Below are 22,348 nucleotides of genomic sequence, written 5' to 3'. Positions count from 1 at the left end.
GATCTTTTGGATTCATCGAGACAAATAACTCCATACAGTCCGTCAACGTCTAAATAATACCTCGCTAGCTATGGGGCATGTGTATCATCACATTATGGGGGCGAGTCTTTTAAGGCGTGGTTTTAAGGTCTCATTCATACCTGCACATAAAAAGTAAACTCAACAAAAAGCCACACATCCCATTAATGAAATGTGTGGCTGTTTAGATCTGTTCTGCTACGAACTTAGATAAGTTTAGGGGTTACTCCATATCACCTAACAAGTAATCTTCATCGCTGCTCACTACTGCTCCGTGCTTCAAGAAGTTCTTACCTAGGATCATGCTGTATTCGAAGCGAGAACGGTCTTGAAGGTTTACCCTCACCTCTTTCTCTAGGTCTCCGAGCTTAACCTTCATTTCTACCACAGGGCGAATGTTCACCTTCTCGCCTTTCTTGGCTTTAATGCGCATTACATCAATCACTGGCTTGGTGAAATCTTGCTTATCGCCTTGGTTGTTTTGATAGGTAAAGCTCACCATGTCTTGGCCATCTTTCTTAAATCGTTTGATGTTGACTGCGTTCATTGAGCTTACATCCGCACCAGTGTCGAGCTTGGCCGGGAACTTCATGCCGTTCACTTCTACTACTTCAATATGCCCAACTTTAAACAGTGGTTCGGCTTTCAGAAGGTAATCAGAACGCGTATTAACGTAAACGCCCTCTTTTGCCATCTTCTTGCCTAAAATAAAGTACGCTTCTTTCTCATTTGTATTGAGCACGTCGATGGCGAACTCTTGCGTACGCACTTTTCCAGACACCGCAAACTCACCACTTACAACAGGGCGAGTATCATCCCCGACTTTAAGCTTCTTAATAATTGGCTTGGTCACCTTCTGCTTCTCACCATTTACATCCGTAAGATAAAATTCAACGGAAGCATCTTTGCCTTTACCTGTCATTTCAAAACTGTCGACCTTCAACAAAGGCGTATTGACAGTGAAAGAAGCCACAGCCTTAAGCGGGAAATCATCTAAGGTGATGTCCTCTTCCGGAGAGATAATCATAGGCTCACCAGACTCAGCCACATCACTAAAGTTCTCTGAACCTTCGGATAAAATATTCTCAGCACTGGTATCAATCATGAAGAGTTCGCTGGCTGTGTTGGTTCCAAATCTCAACTGCGATTCACTACTCGAGCGCTCACGTAGGTACACCAGAACGTCTTTAGTTGTGTTTTCATCGAGTTGAACAGGTACATAGACTAAAGGTCTCTTCTTACCGCTCACGCTTAACATACGAACCAACGGCAACGTCATCTCTTTTTGCTTACCGTCGTTGTCGAACATATCAAACGTCACTTCTTTGTTCTTTTTGTCTATGTCGATGTCTTTTGCATGCAAAATGCTGTAGAGGTTCTTTAAAGAGAAGGTCGCATTCATCGCCATTCCCGAGATAGATACCACCTCTTTACGGCCCACCACCGTTGCGTTCTCTTGCTCTTGTAAGTAGTCATAGCCCGCAAACACCAGTGCGTTATCTGCAAGGAAGGTTTTGCCGATCAATACTGGTGCAGAGAAGTGGCTTCTGTCAGTCAGGTTAACGTCTGTTTTTAGCTCTTGGTCTGCAATGGTAAGCGACATTTTTACGGTAGGGCGAAGCAAAGGCGTGCTGCTGGTGCGGCTGCGTATCATGCTGACACGCTCTAAAGGCGCTTCGATTAATACCATGTCTCCCGTCCGCGGGTTTTGAACCTTAAAAGACACCACAGCCTCATATTTCGCAAAGGTACTGCCATCCCAATCATCGTAATCAACATCGGAATTGTTCAACAGGTCTTCGGTTAACGCCACCATCAACTCTTGGTCTTTGAGATTTTGGTAATCGGGATTAGAGCTCTTCACATGAATGTCTTCAGCATGCATAGAAGTGGTTTCCGCACCAGTATCAATTTTACCAATGAAAGGAACGTCTTTTAGCCCTTGAACGCTAGATAGGTACACGTTCTCAGTGCGACCTAATACCGACTTACCATCGAGTTCGTAAGTGGGATTTTGAGTGGTAGGTGAAGTGTCAGTAGCCAAAGTGTATTGTGAAAAAAGTAGAGTGCTTAAAAGAGTTAGAGCCAAAGGTATCTTTTTCATTAGTTGGTCCGTTGTGATCAGTTCACTAATAATACTGGCGTTTGCGCGAAGAGTTCCCCCACCAGCAATGGTTCTCACATAACGTTAACGCTATGAGTTTTTAAATGACAAACCGATGACTTTGCGCTGCATTCGCTTATCGATTATTGACTAATGGATACCCAATAACCTTTTCAATGCTCGGTGTTCTATTGAAGAAATGAATACAAAAAAGGCCAACGACGAGCGCTGACCTTAGCTATTCAAAACACACCTGAAGCGAGTTTAACTTGCTAAAACACAAACGGTTCTAGATAAACATAGCACTTAAAAGTCCCGACTGTTTTCTTTGCACAGATAGCTCGAGCTTTTTCTGCGTCCTCACCTTTATTTTTGAGATAGCACTGTCGATAAGATTTGACGTAGCGCTCAAATAACACCTCGGCTTCAGGTTGTGGTTTAGAGAGCAGTTGGTTAACGAACTTTCTTGATCCAACCTCAAAATGCTGAGTATCGATTGGGCTATTCCAATCCCCTCCCCAGATCATAAATCCGTGATGGGCAAACAGCTCCACCACATCTTCAGCCATGCCGCGGCGTTCAATTTCATCACGAGCACGAAAACGAGTACGGTTCACATAACGAGTCGCAGATTGTGAAGGCTTTACCGTGATTCTTCCGTTGCTATCAAACTCTAAGAAAGGGTTTTGAACTGGGTTGATGTCGATTGCCACACCATAGGCATGTTTCGACCAACCTCCTCCGCCTGTAATAGGACGAGCGTTAAAGGCGCTGCTGTTGTTCGCATCCATTGAGGCGCTATCATCACCTCTGAATTCACGCATTAGGCGAGCGGAATGAAGAGGAAAATTGCGCTGTTTGAGCTCTGAAAAGATTTGTTCAACAGCAGGCGCAATAACATCAAGCACGATCATATTGCCCTGTTGCGTTTCCCCTTTGAAACTAATGAAATCGAAATCCACTTTGGATAGTCGCTCACAACCAACGGGCGCACCACTACTCAAGACATTGTTCTTTTTCATCATGTCGCATTGCCATTGAGATATAGGAGCGACTTGGGCATAACTCACTGCACTGAGCACAGTGGCCAGACAGCCGACAATAAAACGTTTCATATCAAAAACTCAAAATAGTAAGAGTGAAAAGTAGCAGAAGTTGGAAAATAGCATATTAAGCCAAGTTGAGCGCACGCTTTGTTAGCGTGTTTTGTTCCAGTAAACAATCTCTCTAACTCGTCCGTTCTGATCCTTGTCAGCTTCTCCACCAACATCAGAAAGTTCAGGTAAGGTCGATAATTGCGGAGCGTAATAGGCAACTAACATAAGTACGAACGCATCGTAAATATCGTCTATCGCGGCGTCTTTACGTTTGGTATTTGAAATGGCCAACGACAAGCGGTCACACCATTGAGGGGATAGCTGCTGAATAATAGAAAGCCGTTCCTCTTTGCCTTCTTGCGTTCGTTTTGAAAACGTCAGCGGTTCGTCTTTCAATGCTGCAAACACCACTTCAGGATGTGATTCCCTGATAGAAAGATTGGGATGAGTTTCAATGAGCTCATCAAGCTCGCGAATCTTGGGCACAATTCCCCAAGTCTGTTTAGAAAACTTCTTATCAAGCTGCTCCACATTGGCACTGCACGCCGCAATGTAATCGGTTTGGTAAACCGCCTCACGACACGGAACCGGAAACACCGAAGAACCACGTTTGCTGGTTAGAAAACGCCTTGCTGCTTTGTCACACAAGCGATCTGGAGTTTGTGCATCACTAAAACCAATAGGCATATCGATAAGCGCCGTTGAACCGATAAGATCACTCGCTAGCTCATCGAGGGTGTTTACCACTTTAAACGCAGGTATCTCATTGTCAGAGACAATCCAAGCGATCCAACCCGACTTGCAGCCATCAATTCCGATGTATTTCATTATGTTCTCGATGATTAGTTTGTTGAGGGTTATTTGGGATAACTAGCCCACTTAATGATCAGTGCCACTCACTAATCAGCAGTCTGCTTTTTACACCACGTACCTGCAAGCCCATTGCATCGAACACCTCTTCAAAGTCTCGACACTGCGCAGGGATGTTAGGTAACGAAAGCGCGGCTTCTGAAAAGAATTGTTGTTCAAAATGAGCCGAATCGTTCCAAGCGAGTTGCCACCACTCTAGAATCCTCGACTTAGACGAGCGCAGCTTTTCAGCCGTAGGAACTTTATCACTTTTACTTAAGTTCTCTTTGCTTGTAGTAGGAAAGAGGTTCCACTTATCGTTGTTTGGCCAGTAAGCGAAAGGCAAACAGTGATCAACGTGATACTCATTTTTTAATGATTTTCCACTCCACACGCTGACAATGTCGGCACGATCAGTTCTAAGTTGCTCGATACGTTTGCGCACATCGCGAGTATCGTGGTTTTGATCGATCCATACCAAGCAGTCATGATACGTCTGCAATGAGATACTTCGTTGTCGGTTCAACTCGAAACGCTGCATCTCCATGACCCATTGATTCACCACCAGCGGTTCAATCCACGAGTGGTAGATTCTAAAGCACTCCCACAGGCTTTCATCGAGAGTAAAATAACCAAAACTTTCTAAGAACTCACTATCAATGACCAGTGATTCTCGGCTCTTCCGTCGTTTGTGAGGTGGGTATATATCGAATAGTCGGTTGTCTTTCGAGCCTTGATAAATGAAAGTCACAGGTCCTGATTTAATGGTACTGATCGTTTGTGAAAATAGCTTTTGTAGAGCCTTGGCTTCATCGCCGAGAAACATAGCGCCTATCGCTAGATCATCAGCACTTAAGTGTTTGAGTTTATTCCAACCATCCTCTTTTACAAACCCAAGTCCCTTCGTTGTGTTGCTATTTTGCTGAATCCCAGCGCCTTCTATGTCGATATCAATCAGTCGCTTAAACTGCCTAACCCAATACAGAGCAACCAAGCCCACTGGTAGAGAAATTTTCCCATCAGTTCGATCAATCACAGCGCCTGAATGCGCATCAGCAATTCTCAGTAGAGTTCTCAACAAAGCCAACTTGTATGTGGCCGACTTGTTGTCATTCACAATAATGTGGCGCACCTTGTTCAAGTCACCGGAGCCATCGTCTGGTAGTGTCATCACCACGGTTTGCCACCACACCTCACTGCGGTTCAATGTATCTTGGCTATCATCAACATGACGAACCAACAAGGCGCTGTTTTTTGATAAACGCTCGAGCTCTTCAACCGAGACTTCATAGCCTTGTCGACTGTCTTGAAACTCCCCATGACGCAGAGTGATCACCAACTTGCCATTTGGAGCTAGCAAGTTAGACAACTTTCTAAATGCGCGCTCTCGATGAGACGGAGCGAGATGCATCCAAACCGCACTGACCAATATCAAGTCAAAACGCATTCCGAGGTTTTCAGTGCGGCTAAGCGAGGGAAGTGAATCATCAATCCAGGTAACACTTGGGCCTGTATATTTCGAGCCTTGTTCGCGTAATGAAGCACTTGGTTCTATCGCAATAACATCAGATCCGGCCTTGTGCATCCATAGCGCATCACGACCGCATCCAGCACCGACATCGAGTACTTTATCGCCCACTAAAGGCCAATAAGCTTGCCAGCTTTTATGCACCGTCTCGAAGGTCACTGAGTTGTACTGCTGGCAAAGTGTGTGAGCATTTTTATCGTAAAAAGGAATCGATGAGGACATATGCGCTATTGGAGTAAGGAGTCTATCTCAATAGTAATGGGGAGCTTAGGCGATTGCTAGCAGCTCATGTAAGTTCAGCCACACCAATCAGCATTTATCGTTAGTGACTGTTTTATATCAATATCCACCTAATGAGTTCATCAGGCGAGTCACACCTCGAATTGATCTCGTCAGAAAAACAAAAACAAACAAGGTGCAAGCTGACGTGCGAACAGAGATAATTGTTTGAAGATGATTAACTCGCCTCAAGCACCTAGCCGATAAAGACTAATGAACACATACTCACACATAGACACCCCGTTCAACCTGCGCCACACCTGTTGGTTTTGTGGTGAACCTTCCAGTAACCTTGTTGAATTCCCTAAGACAGCGCAGGCTGTTGCCAAGATAGGCCATTCACCGATAGCACTGCCGGCTTGTAATGAGTGTGCGAGAATTAACTATTCAAAGAATCTAACCTCAATTTGGTCAGTGCGCGATCAGATAAAACACACTCTGATAGACAAGTACGCTAAGCACCTTGGCATCGGTGAGAACTGGACGGAGCAAGAGCTTATTGATTCTGATTTCTCGGGTTCGACGCTCGGTGGGTTTGGGCGCAGCGCTTGGAAGATGTATCAAATCGCCAAACAACGCGTCGATTATAAAGGCTGGCCTTTGTCGGTTGATGACATCCCACTTGAGGTATACGACGAAACCAGTGGCTTTGAGTTTGACGGTACTCGTTATGCCTCAATCAATTCATGTATCGACTATTTCACCAAGGCAGCAGGCGTAGACAAAGAGCTGTTGTCGCAGCTTGTCGACATCGTTTCATCAGAAAGGTTTAGCTACGCACTGCGAATCACCAAGCTGAACAAGAATGTCTCTAATACCAAGCGCTCGGAGATCGTCGAAGAGGTGCTGCAACAGGAGTCTGAACAAGAAGAGATACAGCTTGAGCAAGCTAATTCAATGTTTAACCCAAACGTCGAAGAGGTGAATATTTCAGGCTCAATAGCGCCTGTGTTTGCTATTCAGTGGGCCCTGGCTAACAAGGTTAAAGATTTAGCCCACCTTTGTGCTCTCGAAGATGAGTATTTTGACTATTTCGAGCACCTCGGCGGCCCTGCAGCTTTCATGTCTTATAACGGCCTACAACTCTACTTAGAATCGCGTCAAGATCCGGAATGGGTAGAAAAATCGGATCCAAATAAACAGTATTGGTGATCATGAGCCATTACTGGTGAACACGTGTAAGCTCGATAACTGTGTCAAACATCCATTGTTAGTCCTTGTTTTATATAAAGATCTAAAAATAGCCCCCTATCACAGTTAATTGTTGCAATTCGGTTAAATAGAGTGAAGACTTCAAGCATCTAAAACTATTTAATCACTGCCATCTTGCGGTGAGTAAGGAGTGAATTGTGCTTGCTGTTCTTCGTATTATTTTGGCTACGGTGTTTATTATTTTCACCACTCTATGTGCTTTTGTTTACTGCTTGTTTAGCCCCAAGAACCCCAAGCATGTGTACGTTTTCTGTCGTTGGTTCAACCAACTCCAAAAGATCATCGGTGTAAAACTGGTGCAGCGCGGCCTAGACAATGCCCCAACACCAGAAAACAGCGTCTACATCTCTAACCACCAAAGCATATTGGACTTTGTGACCGATCCAGGAATGCTAAGACCACGCACCGTTTCATTGGGCAAGCGCGATTTGTTGTATGTGCCTTTCTTTGGTCTGCTGTATTGGATCACCGGTAACATCATGATTAACCGCGAAGATAAATCCAAAGCACGCGATACGATCAAGCAAGTGGCAGAAGCCATTCATCAGCGAGATCTGTCTGTTTGGGTTTACCCTGAAGGAACGCGCAGTAAAGGGCGTGGACTACTGCCATTCAAAACGGGCGCTTTCCGAATGGCGATTGAAGCTGGCGTGCCTATCACCCCGATGTGTACCAGCACCACACACAATAAGATTGACCTCAACCGAGTTAATAATGGCGTTGTGATCACCGAGATGCTTGAACCTATCGATGTGACTGGCTACAAGATCAGCGACGCTAGAGAACTGGCTAATCGCTGTCACGCACTCATGACAGAGAAAATAGCAGAGCTTGATGCCGAAGTGGCTCGTTTAGAGGCACAGCAAAAACCAGAGTTGGATTCAGACCGTTCTTCTACGAACTAACTCGCAACGAAACCACTGAGTCATCGCTCAGTTACTTAAAAAGACACTCAACGATCGCAACTCTCATTGTTCTTGTTTTACTTGCTGGCGCTTATCCGCAAAATAAAAACAGGCGTTAACGGCTTTATAGAGCAATGGGAGCAAACGATGGAAGTGATTCACCATGGTGGCAAACATACTGTCACAGGATCTTGTCACGAGCTAAGAGATTCAGGCCAAGCGGTGCTCATCGATTGTGGCCTTTTTCAAGGTTTAGATCTTCAAGGTAAAAAGCTTCAAGGTGCGGACACCCGCCCTCTTGATATTGAATTTGAAACGTCCCACCTCAATGCTTTGCTGCTGACCCATACTCACATTGATCATATTGGCCGATTACCTTGGTTACTCGCCAGTGGGTTTAACCAACCGATTTATTGCACGCAAGCCACCGCTGAACTCGCCCCTTTAATGATTGAGGATGGCTTAAAGCTGCAAGGGCTCAGTCATAAACAATCCAAACTCATCCTTAAAAAGATTCATTCGTTAATTGCTCCCAAGCCTTACGGGGAATGGTTTCCAATCACGTCTAAACAGCAAAACAACGGAAAGGATCATGATAGGCCAAATACTCTGTATGCTCGCTTTCAACCTGCGGGGCACATCTTAGGTTCTGCCTATATCGAGATTAAGTTACCAAGCCAAGAGGTCGTAGTCTTCTCTGGCGACTTAGGCCCAACTAACACACCACTGCTGCCCGATCCTCTGCCACCACAACAAGCCGATTACCTATTTATCGAATCAACTTACGGCACCAGTAAACATGACGATATTGCAACGAGATCGGAGCGCTTGAAGGCGATCATTGATCGTTCGCTGCTTGATGGTGGCGTTATTTTAATTCCGGCTTTTAGCATCGGCAGAACACAAGAACTGCTGTTTGATATCGAAAATCTGATCTTTGAGCATCAACTCAGCAGCGATATTCCTATTATTCTCGACTCACCTATGGCTCAGAAAGTGACGCGTTCATACCGACGCTTTAAAGAGCTCTGGGGACAAGAAGCAAAGCACCGCCTTGAACTGAAACGTCACCCACTCGCTTTTGAACAATGCATTACTGTTGATGGGCATAGAATGCACAAGAAAATCGTCAATCGCCTTAAGTCGACAGGTGAACCCGCAATTGTGGTCGCAGCTTCTGGAATGTGTCAGGGCGGCAGGATAATGAACTACTTATCCGCCTTACTTCCCGATAAACGAACCGATGTGATTTTAGCAGGCTATCAAGCTCACGGAACGCTCGGGCGAGAGCTACAACAAGGAGAAAAACAGGTTTCCATCGATAACCAACACGTTGAGGTGAAGGCTCAGATCCATAGTATGTCTGGCTACTCTGCTCATGCTGATAAAGATGATCTCAATCGATTTATAGAAGAAATAACCGTGCCACCCAAAGAGGTACATTTGATTCACGGCGAGCCAAATACTCAGTCTGAGTTCGCTAAAGAATTACAGGCGCGAGGGTTCGTAGTTGTTTGAAACAGGCATCAAATTAACAACTTTTACTAGGTAGATATTAAGGCCTCAATTATCAAACCTTCAAAAGCCATAGTCTCATAGACCTGCTAGCTCACCTGATGCAGGTGATATATTCCAACCTACTTATCCCACCATCCATATGTCAGCCGTTTATGCTAATCGGCTTTAACCGCTGTTTTGCGCAATTTCGTTTCTTATGCGCACCTCAAGATCCCCTTTCTGTATTAATCACTATTTATTCACTTTGCAAAACACCAGAAAAACACAACCAGTTGCATAGGTAATTAAATAGAACGATTATCGAATTAGCACTAAGCATTAACAAACACCCTCTATAACTTGCTTTATGTCACAGTAATCCTAATACACAGTTAAATAATTTAACACTTGGGTTACAAGTGAAGTATTGTGTTGTTCGAAAAACAATCATAAGCAAAACTAACAGGGAAAATACTCATGCAGTCATTCGTTGATTTTTTGAATGGAATAATCTGGAGCCCAGTACTTATCTACCTATGTTTAGGTGCAGGTTTGTTCTACTCCATCATGACTCGATTTGTTCAAATCCGTCACTTCTTTGAAATGTGGCGCTTGCTACTATCGGGTAAAAGCTCATCAAAAGGCATCTCGTCTTTCCAAGCTCTAGCCGTTTCGCTATCTGGCCGTGTCGGTACAGGTAACATTGCTGGTGTTGCTGCCGCTATCGGTTTCGGTGGCCCAGGTGCCGTATTCTGGATGTGGGTTGTAGCCTTCTTTGGCGCCGCGACTGCTTATGCAGAATCTACGCTAGCGCAAATCTACAAAGAAGAAGACGAAGGCCAGTTCCGTGGTGGTCCGGCTTACTACATTGAAAAAGCAATGGGTCAGAAGTGGTACGCATGGATCTTCGCTATCGCGACTATTTTTGCATGTGGTATTTTGCTTCCAGGTGTTCAGTCAAACAGTATTGGTAATGCTGTAGAAGCTGCATTTGGCTCAGGTGACATGATTGAAACAGCTGTCGGTACATTCAGTTTCGCTAAAATTTTCACCGGTACTGTTGTTGCTATCATCCTTGCTTTCATCATCTTTGGTGGTGTTAAACGTATTGCGAACTTCACACAAATCGTTGTTCCTTTCATGGCATTGGCTTACATCATCATCGCGTTCGTTATCATCCTGCTAAACATCAGCCAAGTGCCAACTGTTTTCGCAATGATTGTTGGTGATGCATTCACACCTATGGCAGGCTTCGGTGCTGCAATTGGTTGGGGTGTTAAGCGTGGTGTTTACTCAAACGAAGCGGGTCAAGGTACTGGTCCTCACGCGGCAGCGGCGGCAAGTGTTGATCACCCAGCTCAGCAAGGTTTAGTACAAGCGTTCTCTATCTACATCGATACTCTTCTAGTATGTTCTGCTACAGCGTTCATGATCATCATCACTGGTGCTTACAACGTTCACGGCGGCGCTGAGGGTGTGTTCCTTGTTCAGAACCTAGCAGCAAACATTGGTGCGAATGGTCCTGTATTTACACAGCTTGCTATTGAAAGTGCCCTACCAGGCATTGGTAAGCCATTCATCGCATTTGCTCTGTTCTTCTTCGCATTTACAACGATTCTTGCTTACTACTACATCGCAGAAACGAATATTGCTTACCTACGTCGTACCATCAAGATCCCTGGCATGATGTTCGTACTTAAGCTTGTTCTTATCACTGCAGTTTTCTATGGCACAGTTAAAACAGCGAACCTTGCATGGGCAATGGGTGATGTTGGTGTTGGCTTGATGGCATGGTTAAACATCGTTGGTATTCTGATCATCTTCTTCATGTCTAAGCCTGCGCTTAAAGCTCTAGCTGACTACGAAGAACAGCAGAAACAAGGTGTGACTGAGTACACGTTCAACCCTGTAAAACTAGGCATTAAAGGTGCAACTTACTGGGAAGAGAAGTACAAGCGTAAAACAGGCAAGTCTCCTGAAGCAGAAGCTGCAGACACTAAACCTGTAGAACAACCTTCATCGTAAGATTGCCTTAGTAAATAGATCGCTTTAAAAAATAGCGCTATTAATAACGCATAAAAAAGGGGTTAGCCATTTCGGCTAACCCCTTTTGTTTTATTCATAACCAATAAATGGCTTATAACAAACTAACTGTTCCCGAGTTAGAGTATTAAGCAGCGATTTCTTGTGTTGCCATTTGAGGCGCTTTTTTCTCACCGATAGGCAGTACTGTACGGCCGTATTCGTTGTTGATTACTTGTGCCATTGCAAAGTAAATAGCTGAAGCGCCACAGAAGATACCTTCAAAACCAGCGATAGTGCCGATTAGTTCGCTGCCAGTGAAATCACGAGCTGCAAGTAGGAAGAACAAGATAGTTAGTGAACCGAATACTACTTGCTTCGCCACTGGGTAGCATAGAGAACCGATGAACATGAAGCCTGTGAAGATGCCCCATAGTAGTAGGTACCAACCCATGAATGCTGCAGGGCTTGCAGGTAGACCCATGTAAGGCATCACGATTAAACCAACCAAAGACAACCAGAATAGGCCGTAAGAAGTAAACGCAGTTGTACCGAACGTGTCACCACGTTTGAAACACATCGTGCCCACGATAACTTGGCTCAAACCACCGTAAAAAATACCCATAGCAAGAATCATTGAATCGATTGGAAAGAAACCTGCGTTGTGGATATTAAGAAGAATAGTGGTCATACCGAAACCCATTAAGCCTAGTGGCGCTGGGTTAGCTAGTTTGGTCGACATTGCGAATTTACCTTATTAAAGTGGTTGATTAAAAAAAAGCGATAAAAATTATCAGAAAATTTTAATCTATAAACCGTACAACTAGGTAATCCAGTTATCGAAAACTAAGATTGTGTAAATGATCTTATGGAAAATTAGTTTCATAACAACGCTAATTAATTCATAGAACCTATAAATGAACAAATTCCCTGTCGCGCTATGAAAAAGATGCGAGTAACGAGATGCGAGATACGAAAAGAGTCTTTAGATTCGAGTAAGCGGGACAAGAGGAGCAGGTCTCGATTGAAGCGTCATTCCAGAATCGAGGGACGAGATATCTGGAATCTCCTCTTCGATATAAGCACGTTTGGCGCACTAAAGAGATTCCCTATCACGTTCGTTCCTCACTGTAGGGAATGACGGAAGTTTGCTTAGATGCGAGTAAGTGAAATGAAGAACAAGAGAGCGAGCTTTTCGTTACTCGTTTACTCGCATCCCGTATCTACTCACTCACCCGTTATCTTAAATTATGCTTGTTGAGCTTTAGACTCAGACACTTGAGATTGAACGTCTGAAGAAGCGTTTTTACTCGCATCGCGCTTGGCTAACAACGTCACGACAATCAACTGAGCAACAAGAGCGCCTAACACAACCAATGCACTTCCCGTAAAGCCTGCCACTACAAAACTAACCAAAGCGATAGAGCCGTTCATCAACGCATAAGGTAGCTGCGTCTTAAAGTGTTCAAACTGATCACACCCTGCCCCAGTTGAAGAAAGAATCGTGGTTTCAGAGATCGGTGAGCAGTGATCACCAAACAAGCCACCAGACAACACAGCACCAATTGCGACGAGTAGTGGAGCATCTATCGCAATCGCAGTTGGAATAACCAATGGCATCATTATCGCGAAGGTTCCCCACGATGAGCCCGTTGCGAATGAGATAATAGCCGACAGTAAAAAGGCTACAGCAGGAACTAACCAGTAAGGGAAACCGCTCTGCGCTTGCTCAGCAATATAAGCCGCTGCACCCAACTCTTTACCAACGGTACTTAATGCCCAAGCCAGTACCAAGATGATCGCGACTGGCATCATGTTTCCCATACCTTTTAAGTACACAGAAACACCATCTGAAAGCTTTCTTACACCGTAGTAAGCCATTAGCGAGATTAAGGTAATCGCCGCAAAGAAGTAAGCCGATGATAAAGCAGCTCTGAACGATGAACCTGCGACCTTTTGGAATGGGAAACCTTGTGGTACCAGCATGGCACACAACACCACCAGCATCACTAACAATGGTGCCCAGACAAAAGATGCCTTTGCATTTTTATGCGAGAACGGATTTAGTGATTCGTTATTCACGCCAGAGTTAATTCCCGCCTGGCAATCACGCTCGGCTTTTGCCATTGGCCCAAAGTCTAAACCTTTAACGGACACAAGCGGAACGATGAAAATCGCAAGAAATGCGTAGAACTGAAAAGGAATCGCACCGATGAAGGCATCCCAATCGGACATGTTGACATTCAACGCCGTGAACTCTTTCTGAATAAGGCTCATGATGTAAACACCCCATCCTATGAAAGGGATAAGAATAGCAACGGGCGACGAGGTTGAATCAATGATGAATGCTAGCTTCTGTCTAGAAAGTTTCAGTTTATCGAAAAGGGGACGAAAAACAGGGCCAACAATTAAAGGGGTGCCTAAGTCTGAGAAAAATATAACGATTCCACCCAACCATGCTGACAATTGAGCTTGGCATTTATTGCTTACCCACTGAGTCACTCGCTTTGCAAACGCGACGCCACCACCGGACTTTTCCATCAATGCGACAAAGCCACCGATGAATACCAACAGCATGATCACACCAGCGTTATAGCTGTCGGTAAGTTGAGGGACTAGGTAACCTTTCACCATGGTACCAAACGTATCAAGCGGGTTAAGTTCGCTAAACATGCCAGTCAGCATTGCAACACCACTCAGCACACCAGCAAAAAGGCCTATCACCACATTCCTTGTCGCCAATGACAACACCAAAGTAATCACAATGGGGATGAGTGACGTGATATCTGTCTGTTCCATAGGTACACCTTAACCCTAAAATAAGAGAATAAATATAAATTAAATTTGAATATAAATTCACAAGCATCATTTGTACAGAACTTTATCCTCTAACTGGATAATTAGTCTTTAAATGCGCTTCAACATAGCCAAATAGACCAATCACCCTGCTTAAATAGCCAAGTTCGAAACGGAAAAAAGCCGAAAGTAGAAACTTTCGGCTTTTGATTATTTATATCGCTATGGTCGTACTACTGAGCTCGTAACTTAGGCCACCTCTTCAGTATTCAGACTATCAATTACAGCTGATTTCATCCCAGAACCAATTCGATTGAACTGGGCTTTCCCATACGCCCGGGCCGTTTTTAGCCACGAAGCATTTACCGTTATGTGTCACCTTGTCGCCATTACTCACTTGGCTGACACCCGCTTGCCACGCAGTAAATACCGATGGGTCAACAACGACAGGTGACTCGGTAACTGGCGGTTCAACTGGTGTTGGGTCTACCGGAGCAGGATCAACAGGCGATGGATCTGTCACTACCGGTGGTGTTGGCTCGCCCGCTACTAGTTTCCAAGGGCCACCATTGGCAGGGTCATCCCCTTGTGTCCACCATTTCGCTTCATAGGTTGCGCCGTTATGCGTCACTTGGTCACCCGCGTTGTAAACCTTGGTTGCACTCCAACCATTACCACCCGGATCAGTACCAGGATCTACCGGATCCAGCTTATCGACAACTTTCACTTCAGGCCAACTCGCATGAGAACCATAGAAGTTGGTCACACACTTCTCGTAATCACCAGCCACCAGTGCGGAATAAGCCGTTTGGAAACCAACAAGCTCACACTCAAACGAGTAACCTTCTGGGCGGTCTGCGTAGTATTTCCAGTTACCATCCCAGTTGGTGTACAACACATCCGTTGCTCCGTTGAGGTTTAAGCTTCCGTAAGGCGTTTGCTGCCAACAAGTATTGGCTTCATCCGCTTCTACCGGAATTTCATAGTGCGCTGCTAACCCTTCCCAATAACGAATACGGTTAACGGGTTGGCCTTTGTCTTTGTTCTGCTCGCCACATTCAATACCACCATTGATCACGTTGATTGTGGTACCAAAGCCATAACCAATACCCGCATCCAATTCGCGTTGAGATGGCGTCCAAGTGCGGTCGATGACATGCAGCATAGCTGGTTTAGGTGCTTGAGGGGTAAGGAAAAACCAAATAGCAGAAGCTAAGTTCAACCAAGAATCCGCCACTAAGCCCGGATTGTTGAGAAGCACCGTCGCGTCACCATCAAACATCACTTCAGAGAACGCGCCATAATTAAAATGGTAAGAAAGCTGTTTAGCACCACGTCCGAAGTAGCCCTGTCCCGCAGCACATGGCCAACGGGCATTCTGCCAATCGTTCTGACCACAACCTGTGGTGTAACCTTCTTGGCCTTCAGACCAACCCATTTCGCGAACATGCACCAGCGCTTGCTGCCACTCTTCTAGAGCTAATGGATTATCAGAGGTGTTGTCTATCGCGATATGCCCACCCGTCTCTTGTGAAAAGTGAGCAAAGGCCGTGATGATGGATTTTTTACAGATAGCATCAGAATCACGGCCATCGGTGTACTCTCCACAGAACGCTGGGAATTTACCGATCGCACGTAAGAAGCGAGTGTAGGTGTATTCTGGCGCTGCCATCTGAGTGAGGAAGTCCCATTCAGATTGAGGGAACACGCGCTCTACACGCTTTATGTTTTCAGGATTCGAGGGGGAACCGGGTTCAATCGCTTCAACGATTGTATTCGGGCGAGTTTGAAGGGCCTGTGACCAGATCGCATACATAGGATCGGATGTTTTCGCTTGTTCAGCAGCTTGTAGAGCCGACTTTTCAACAAGGTAACCATTCGGGTTTTGCGGATCAGGTTGAATGTTCAAAGACGCATGACTTTGCGCTGCTAATGTGCAGCCCAGTACTGTCGCCAAATATTTGATTTTTAACATGATGGATTCTCTTATCTGTCCTTAATAAGTCCATCAAAGAGTATGCTTCACATATGGAATGGCCTAGCTGTAGCTGTGTGAATTTATAAAAAGTGCGAGTGATCTTTTTGATACATGGCTCAGCACAACAAAGCGTCTCATGGTTTCTTGAGCTGATATCTAGTTTCCAACTCATTTGGTTTCTAGTTATTGTTCATTTGATTTCGAGGTATTGCTCATAAGCCTTTAATGTAATGAATCAATATAATCAATCGAAAAGAAAAAAGCCCCGAACTGAGTTCGAGGCTTAAGATCTTAATCAAAGCTGGTTAAATCTCTAAGAGATTATTCCCACTCGATAGTTGCTGGTGGCTTACCAGAAATATCGTAAACAACACGTGAAATGCCGTTAACTTCGTTGATAATACGGTTAGAAACCTTACCTAGGAAGTCGTATGGTAGGTGTGCCCAGTGAGCAGTCATGAAGTCGATAGTTTCTACGGCACGTAGAGATACAACCCAATCGTACTTACGGCCATCGCCCATTACGCCAACTGAACGTACTGGTAGGAATACCGTGAATGCTTGAGATACTTTGTGGTAAAGGTCAGCAGCGTGAAGCTCTTCAATGAAAATAGCATCTGCGCGACGCAGTAGATCACAGTACTCTTTCTTGATTTCGCCAAGAACACGAACACCTAGACCAGGACCCGGGAATGGGTGGCGGTAAAGCATGTTGTATGGAAGACCAAGCTCAAGGCCGATCTTACGTACTTCATCTTTAAACAGCTCACGTAGAGGTTCAACAAGACCCATTTCCATATCATCAGGAAGGCCACCAACGTTGTGGTGAGATTTGATTACGTGTGCTTTACCTGTCTTAGATGCTGCAGACTCGATTACGTCTGGGTAGATAGTACCCTGAGCAAGCCATTTAGCATTAGATAGTTTCTTAGACTCTTCATCGAAGATATCTACGAATACGTGACCGATGATTTTACGCTTAGCTTCTGGTTCAGCTTCGCCTTCCAGAGCTTTAAGGAAACGATCTTCTGCATCGACTTTGATGATGTTTAGGCCGAACTGGTCACCAAACATGTCCATAACCTGCTCGCCTTCGTTTAGACGAAGAAGGCCGTTATCAACAAATACACATGTTAGTTTGTCGCCGATAGCGCGGTGAGCAAGCATCGCAACTACAGATGAATCAACACCACCAGAAAGACCAAGGATAACTTCGTCGTCACCTACTTGTTCTTTAATACGTGCAACTGCATCTTCAATGATTGAAGCTGAAGTCCACAGACCTTCACAACCACATACGTTAAGAACGAAGTTCTCAAGCATTTTCAGGCCGTTTTTAGTGTGTGTTACTTCTGGGTGGAATTGAACACCGAAGTACTTCTTCTCTTCGTTTGCCATTGCAGCGTATGGGCAAGTGTCTGTTTCAGCGATCTTTGTGAAATCAGCTGGAATCTCAACTACTTTGTCGCCGTGGCTCATCCAAACATCTTGAGTAGACTCAAGGTCAGCGAAAAGTGCAGATTCGCCCGTTACTTGTACCGCTGCGTAGCCGAACTCGCGCTCAGTAGACGTTGCTACTTTACCGCCAAGTTGCTCAGCCATAGTTTGCATGCCGTAGCAGATACCGAAGACAGGAACACCTGAATCAAATACGTACTGAGGTGCACGTGGAGAATTCTCTTCCGTTACACTTTCAGGGCCACCAGATAGGATGATGCCGTCTGGATTGAATTCACGAATATCCGCTTCTTCTACGTCCCAGCTCCAAAGTTCACAGTAAACACCGATCTCACGAATACGACGAGCTACTAGCTGTGTGTATTGAGAACCGAAGTCCAGAATTAGAATACGTTGGTCATGAATATTTTTAGTCATTGTAAGCAGTCTTATTGGCTATGTGATAAAACGGAGGCGAGTTTACTCACCTCTGATTAACTCTTCAAGAAATAAAGCAAACGTTTTCGTTAGATATCTTTAACCACGTGTTTTGAGAAAATCGGACTTTTAACAAAACAGGCGGTAGATATAATACCAATCACAGTAAGTAAGTGTTCAGGAATAGCGTAGGAAAAAAGCCTGAGAACGAGGCAGGATTTTCTGATAAGTAGTTATTCTACAATCAAAAATTCTAACGAAGTTATCGAGGTTTTTAACAAGCTAGGATGACCAGTTATTTACTACGATTGGTATATTAATGTGCCGACTAAATCAGCACATTATTCAAACGTTCGGACGTATTATTAACCTAAACGGTAGTTAGGTGCTTCTTTCGTGATTTGAACATCGTGTACGTGAGATTCTTTCATGCCCGCACCAGAGATACGAACAAACTCAGCTTTAGTACGCATGTCTTCAACAGTTGCAGAACCCGTTAGGCCCATGCTTGAGCGTAAGCCGCCCATCTGTTGGTGAACGATCTCTTTTAGACGACCTTTGTATGCGATACGACCTTCAATACCTTCTGGAACAAGCTTGTCTGCAGCATTGTCAGATTGGAAGTAACGGTCAGAAGAACCTTGAGACATAGCGCCAAGAGAACCCATACCACGGTAAGACTTGTAAGAACGACCGTTGTAAAGGATAACTTCACCCGGTGCTTCTTCAGTACCCGCGAACATTGAACCAACCATCACACAAGATGCGCCAGCAACGATAGCTTTACAGATATCGCCAGAGAAGCGAATGCCGCCATCTGCGATTACTGGAATACCGTATTCGTTTGCTACTTCAGCTGCATCTGCGATTGCTGTTACTTGAGGAACACCAACACCAGTAACGATGCGAGTCGTACAGATTGAACCCGGGCCGATACCTACTTTAACCGCACTAACACCCGCTTCGATAAGAGCACGAGCGCCAGCGCCAGTTGCTACGTTACCACCGATGATTTGTAGATCAGGGTATGCAGCACGTGTGTCGCGGATACGGTTAAGTACGCCTTCAGAGTGACCGTGTGAAGAGTCGATAAGTAGAACGTCTACACCAGCTTCAACTAGAGCAGCTACGCGCTCTTCGTTACCAGCACCAGCACCAACAGCTGCACCTACACGTAGGCTGCCGCGCTCATCTTTACAAGCGTTTGGTTTACGTTCTGCTTTGTGGAAATCTTTTGCAGTGATCATTCCAGTTAGTTGGAAGTCATCATTTACAACAAGAACTTTTTCAACACGCGCTTCGTGCATTTTCTCTTGAACTTCTTCACGAGTTGCACCTTCTTTAACAGAAGCAAGGCGAGCTTTAGGCGTCATTACTACGTCAACTTTCTTAGAAAGGTCAGTCACAAAGCGAACGTCACGGCCAGTAATAATACCAACAAGTTCGTTTGTTTCAGTAACAACAGGGAAACCGGCGAAGCCGTGTTTTTGAGTAAGGGCTACAACATCAGCGATTGTCGCGTCAGGGCTTACAGTTACTGGGTGAGAAACCACACCAGCTTCGTAAATTTTAACCTGGCGAACCATTTCAGCTTGCTGCTCGATTGACATATTCTTATGAATAAAGCCAATACCACCTTCTTGCGCAAGGGCAATTGCTAGGCGTGCTTCCGTAACAGTATCCATCGATGCAGAGATCATTGGGATGTTTAAAGAAATGTTTTTCGTTAACTGAGTGCGAAGATCAGCTGTGTTCGGAAGAACGGTTGAGTGTGCTGGGACGAGTAAAACGTCATCAAAAGTTAAAGCTTCTTTTGCGATTCGTAGCATTTGCAATATCTCACAACAAAGGTGTTAAAAGGAGTAAACCCAACTTTATCGTTTCGCATAATAAAGTGATTTGGATTTGATATTGCAGACGGATTATACGCACGGCGAAATCGCTTGGCTACACATTTTTGTATTTTTAATTTGCATTTACCCCCTTGCTATGTATTATATTGCCGCTATCTTCCATACTCACGCCCTGTGAGATTCCAAGAAAGACCTTCCTTCAAGGAAAGATAGTGCTTCTATGACTAATCCAAACATCTTTACTGTTTCTCGCCTCAACTCAGAGGTTCGTCTCCTATTAGAAAACGAAATGGGAATAGTCTGGCTCGTTGGTGAAATCTCAAACTTCTCTGCACCTGTCTCTGGTCACTGGTACCTCACGCTAAAAGACTCTCGCGCTCAAGTTAAATGCGCCATGTTTCGTGGCAATAACCGCCGTGTCACCTTTAAGCCTCAGAACGGCAATCAAGTTTTAGTCAAAGCTCGCCTATCTCTTTACGAGCCACGCGGTGACTACCAACTGATCATCGAAAGCATGCAGCCAGAGGGTGACGGTAAACTTCAGCAAGAATTTGAAAAGCTGAAGATGAACCTTGCCGCAGAAGGACTGTTTGCTCAATCAAGTAAGCAAGCTCTTCCTGAACACCCAAAACGTGTTGGCGTTATCACATCTAAAACCGGTGCAGCGCTGTTTGATATTCTTGATGTACTAAAAAGGCGCGATCCTTCGCTACCGGTTGTGGTTTACCCGACCATGGTTCAAGGCGAAGAGGCGGCGATTCAGATTGCCCAAGCGATTGGACGCGCTAACGAACGCAATGAATGTGATGTGTTAATCGTCGGCCGTGGTGGCGGCTCACTGGAAGACCTATGGTGCTTCAATAACGAGATCGTAGCTCGCACAATCGCAGCAAGCCAAATCCCGATTATCAGCGCCGTTGGCCACGAAGTGGATGTCACTATCGCTGATTTCGTTGCCGATATGCGTGCCCCAACGCCATCAGCTGCCGCAGAATTGGTTAGCCGTGATAACAGTCATAAAGAACAAGCTTTCGCGTCTAAACGTGCTCGCTTAGTCAGTGCGATTCGTCATGTGTTAATCAAACAGGCGCAATCAACTCAAACGTTGAAATACCGCTTAGAGAAGCAACACCCTAGCTACCAACTTCAAAAGCAGAGTCAGCAGCTTGATGACCTAGATATGCGTTTGCGTCGTGGTATGACTCAATACCTAAAACAGCATGCACAGCGTGTTGAACGTAAACAGCACCAGCTTCAATTGAACTCGCCAGTGAAACGCCTTGGCGAACAGAAACTGCATCTGCAACGTTCAGAGCAAAAGCTATTGGATGCAATGGACAAGACATTACTAACCACTCGCCACCAGCTCGCTATGGCTGCAGAGAAGTTAGAGACCGTTAGTCCACTGGCAACCCTAAAGCGTGGCTACAGCATTACTCATTCAGAATCGAGCAAGACGGTATCATCGATTAACGATGTCGAAGTCGGTGAAGTGATCACCACTCAAGTTGAAGACGGTGTGATTGAGTCGCAAGTGACCACAAGAGTGACTAAGAGCGAGCTTTAAGTTCGACCTAACGTTTCAAACCAGAAAGCCCTATCGATAATCGACAGGGCTTTTTAGTATCTAACGCTTTCAAAAAACTAACCTATTCCAACCCTACTCAGTAGTAGAAGGCTCCTTCATGGTTAGCATCCCTTCAGTCACAATAAAGTTGATGATGAAGTCTAGCCCTTGGCTCTCTTTGAGGTTGGTGAACACGTATGGCTTGGTTGGACGCATGCGTTGTGTGTCTTGCTCCATCACCTCAAGTGACGCACCCACATATGGTGCTAAATCGATCTTATTGATAACCAGCAGATCAGAACGCGTAATACCCGGTCCGCCTTTACGTGGGATCTTCTCCCCTTCCGCTACATCAATCACGTAGATGGTAAGATCGGCTAATTCAGGGCTGAACGTCGCACTCAAGTTATCACCGCCACTTTCGACGAATACCACATCGAGGTTCTTATGCAGCTTGGCAAGCTCTTCTACCGCAGCTAAGTTCATCGACGCATCTTCACGGATCGCCGTGTGCGGACAGCCACCCGTTTCAACACCAATAATACGATCTGGTTCTAGAGCCTCTGCTCGCGTAAGTATCTTGGCATCTTCTTGAGTGTAGATGTCGTTGGTTACCACTGCGATATTGAGCTTGTCGCGAATCGCTTTACAAAGCACTTCTAATAGCGCTGTTTTACCAGATCCAACCGGACCACCAATACCAATTCGAAGGGGTTGCTTATAACTTTCCATTATCTACTTCCTTATATTCTTTTCTTGCTAACTCGT

At 45.1% G+C, this 22,348-nt stretch carries 15 protein-coding genes; 5 read left to right on the top strand and 10 right to left on the bottom strand.

The genetic code is table 11. The features are described 5' to 3' along the window. Nucleotides 1-241 precede the first annotated feature (241 nt). The 4 genes from AB4154_RS00655 to AB4154_RS00640 all read right to left on the bottom strand — a co-directional run bounded on the left by AB4154_RS00655 (nucleotide 242) and on the right by AB4154_RS00640 (nucleotide 5,818). The gene (locus tag AB4154_RS00655) at nucleotides 242-2,122 is read right to left on the bottom strand and encodes an ATP-dependent zinc protease (protein ID WP_372121954.1); all 1,881 of its coding nucleotides are present in this window, start codon (nucleotides 2,120-2,122) and stop codon (nucleotides 242-244) included. A 272-nt stretch (nucleotides 2,123-2,394) separates the two neighbouring features. Further along, nucleotides 2,395-3,237 carry a M15 family metallopeptidase gene (locus AB4154_RS00650; RefSeq protein ID WP_372121952.1) on the bottom strand — a complete coding sequence of 281 codons (843 nt, stop codon included), beginning with the start codon at nucleotides 3,235-3,237 and terminating at the stop codon, nucleotides 2,395-2,397. Nucleotides 3,238-3,318: 81 nt separating this feature from the next. Beyond that, the gene (locus AB4154_RS00645) at nucleotides 3,319-4,047 is read right to left on the bottom strand and encodes a DUF429 domain-containing protein (protein ID WP_017062812.1); all 729 of its coding nucleotides are present in this window, start codon (nucleotides 4,045-4,047) and stop codon (nucleotides 3,319-3,321) included. Nucleotides 4,048-4,105: 58 nt separating this feature from the next. Next, nucleotides 4,106-5,818, bottom strand: a complete 1,713-nt coding sequence (locus AB4154_RS00640) for a class I SAM-dependent methyltransferase (protein ID WP_372121950.1) — start codon at nucleotides 5,816-5,818, stop codon at nucleotides 4,106-4,108. A gap of 270 nt (nucleotides 5,819-6,088) precedes the next feature. Between AB4154_RS00640 and AB4154_RS00635 the strand changes: the two genes are divergently transcribed. The 4 genes from AB4154_RS00635 to AB4154_RS00620 all read left to right on the top strand — a co-directional run bounded on the left by AB4154_RS00635 (nucleotide 6,089) and on the right by AB4154_RS00620 (nucleotide 11,514). Continuing rightward, nucleotides 6,089-7,027, top strand: a complete 939-nt coding sequence (locus AB4154_RS00635) for a hypothetical protein (RefSeq protein WP_372121948.1) — start codon at nucleotides 6,089-6,091, stop codon at nucleotides 7,025-7,027. Nucleotides 7,028-7,224: 197 nt separating this feature from the next. After that, nucleotides 7,225-7,992 carry a 1-acylglycerol-3-phosphate O-acyltransferase gene (locus AB4154_RS00630; protein WP_372121946.1) on the top strand — a complete coding sequence of 256 codons (768 nt, stop codon included), beginning with the start codon at nucleotides 7,225-7,227 and terminating at the stop codon, nucleotides 7,990-7,992. 147 nt (nucleotides 7,993-8,139) lie between these two features. Then, on the top strand, nucleotides 8,140-9,510 hold the full coding sequence (locus AB4154_RS00625; RefSeq protein WP_372121945.1) for an MBL fold metallo-hydrolase: 1,371 nt from the start codon (nucleotides 8,140-8,142) through the stop codon (nucleotides 9,508-9,510). Between the two features lie 456 nt (nucleotides 9,511-9,966). Then, on the top strand, nucleotides 9,967-11,514 hold the full coding sequence (locus AB4154_RS00620) for a sodium:alanine symporter family protein (RefSeq protein ID WP_172380621.1): 1,548 nt from the start codon (nucleotides 9,967-9,969) through the stop codon (nucleotides 11,512-11,514). Nucleotides 11,515-11,659: 145 nt separating this feature from the next. Here the strand turns inward: AB4154_RS00620 and AB4154_RS00615 are convergent, their stop codons facing one another. The 5 genes from AB4154_RS00615 to guaB form a co-directional block, all read right to left on the bottom strand. Continuing rightward, on the bottom strand, nucleotides 11,660-12,253 hold the full coding sequence (locus AB4154_RS00615) for an acetate uptake transporter (RefSeq protein ID WP_010440610.1): 594 nt from the start codon (nucleotides 12,251-12,253) through the stop codon (nucleotides 11,660-11,662). A 506-nt stretch (nucleotides 12,254-12,759) separates the two neighbouring features. Continuing rightward, on the bottom strand, nucleotides 12,760-14,310 hold the full coding sequence (locus tag AB4154_RS00610) for a Na+/H+ antiporter NhaC family protein (protein ID WP_372121943.1): 1,551 nt from the start codon (nucleotides 14,308-14,310) through the stop codon (nucleotides 12,760-12,762). Nucleotides 14,311-14,584: 274 nt separating this feature from the next. Continuing rightward, nucleotides 14,585-16,282, bottom strand: coding sequence for a glycoside hydrolase family 19 protein (locus AB4154_RS00605; protein WP_372121941.1), 1,698 nt, complete (start codon nucleotides 16,280-16,282; stop codon nucleotides 14,585-14,587). A gap of 324 nt (nucleotides 16,283-16,606) precedes the next feature. Further along, on the bottom strand, nucleotides 16,607-18,160 hold the full coding sequence (gene guaA, locus AB4154_RS00600) for a glutamine-hydrolyzing GMP synthase (protein ID WP_372121939.1): 1,554 nt from the start codon (nucleotides 18,158-18,160) through the stop codon (nucleotides 16,607-16,609). Nucleotides 18,161-18,525: 365 nt separating this feature from the next. Beyond that, nucleotides 18,526-19,989, bottom strand: coding sequence for an IMP dehydrogenase (guaB, locus tag AB4154_RS00595; protein WP_265970846.1), 1,464 nt, complete (start codon nucleotides 19,987-19,989; stop codon nucleotides 18,526-18,528). Nucleotides 19,990-20,233: 244 nt separating this feature from the next. Here guaB and xseA point away from each other — a divergent pair, with 244 nt between their 5' ends. Continuing rightward, nucleotides 20,234-21,580, top strand: a complete 1,347-nt coding sequence (gene xseA / locus AB4154_RS00590) for an exodeoxyribonuclease VII large subunit (protein ID WP_065584650.1) — start codon at nucleotides 20,234-20,236, stop codon at nucleotides 21,578-21,580. 93 nt (nucleotides 21,581-21,673) lie between these two features. On the opposite strand, the gene ureG is transcribed toward xseA, so the two are convergent. Next, nucleotides 21,674-22,312 carry an urease accessory protein UreG gene (ureG, locus tag AB4154_RS00585; RefSeq protein ID WP_017062498.1) on the bottom strand — a complete coding sequence of 213 codons (639 nt, stop codon included), beginning with the start codon at nucleotides 22,310-22,312 and terminating at the stop codon, nucleotides 21,674-21,676. Nucleotides 22,313-22,348 lie beyond the last annotated feature (36 nt).

It is taken from the genome of Vibrio sp. 10N.286.51.B11, assembly GCF_041469245.1.
In the GTDB taxonomy this organism is placed as follows: Bacteria; Pseudomonadota; Gammaproteobacteria; order Enterobacterales; family Vibrionaceae; genus Vibrio; species Vibrio crassostreae_C.
This window is presented reverse-complemented; position numbering and strand designations above follow the sequence as displayed.

What these genes read in the sequence shown, in the direction of transcription:
- guaB (WP_265970846.1), bottom strand. Translation starts at nt 19,989, where the DNA reads ATGCTACGAATCGCAAAAGAAGCTTTAACTTTTGATGACGTTTTACTC.
- AB4154_RS00635 (WP_372121948.1), top strand. Translation starts at nt 6,089, where the DNA reads ATGAACACATACTCACACATAGACACCCCGTTCAACCTGCGCCACACC.
- AB4154_RS00610 (WP_372121943.1), bottom strand. Translation starts at nt 14,310, where the DNA reads ATGGAACAGACAGATATCACGTCACTCATCCCCATTGTGATTACTTTG.
- xseA (WP_065584650.1), top strand. Translation starts at nt 20,234, where the DNA reads ATGACTAATCCAAACATCTTTACTGTTTCTCGCCTCAACTCAGAGGTT.
- AB4154_RS00605 (WP_372121941.1), bottom strand. Translation starts at nt 16,282, where the DNA reads ATGTTAAAAATCAAATATTTGGCGACAGTACTGGGCTGCACATTAGCA.
- guaA (WP_372121939.1), bottom strand. Translation starts at nt 18,160, where the DNA reads ATGACTAAAAATATTCATGACCAACGTATTCTAATTCTGGACTTCGGT.
- AB4154_RS00645 (WP_017062812.1), bottom strand. Translation starts at nt 4,047, where the DNA reads ATGAAATACATCGGAATTGATGGCTGCAAGTCGGGTTGGATCGCTTGG.
- ureG (WP_017062498.1), bottom strand. Translation starts at nt 22,312, where the DNA reads ATGGAAAGTTATAAGCAACCCCTTCGAATTGGTATTGGTGGTCCGGTT.
- AB4154_RS00625 (WP_372121945.1), top strand. Translation starts at nt 8,140, where the DNA reads ATGGAAGTGATTCACCATGGTGGCAAACATACTGTCACAGGATCTTGT.
- AB4154_RS00650 (WP_372121952.1), bottom strand. Translation starts at nt 3,237, where the DNA reads ATGAAACGTTTTATTGTCGGCTGTCTGGCCACTGTGCTCAGTGCAGTG.
- AB4154_RS00615 (WP_010440610.1), bottom strand. Translation starts at nt 12,253, where the DNA reads ATGTCGACCAAACTAGCTAACCCAGCGCCACTAGGCTTAATGGGTTTC.
- AB4154_RS00640 (WP_372121950.1), bottom strand. Translation starts at nt 5,818, where the DNA reads ATGTCCTCATCGATTCCTTTTTACGATAAAAATGCTCACACACTTTGC.
- AB4154_RS00655 (WP_372121954.1), bottom strand. Translation starts at nt 2,122, where the DNA reads ATGAAAAAGATACCTTTGGCTCTAACTCTTTTAAGCACTCTACTTTTT.
- AB4154_RS00620 (WP_172380621.1), top strand. Translation starts at nt 9,967, where the DNA reads ATGCAGTCATTCGTTGATTTTTTGAATGGAATAATCTGGAGCCCAGTA.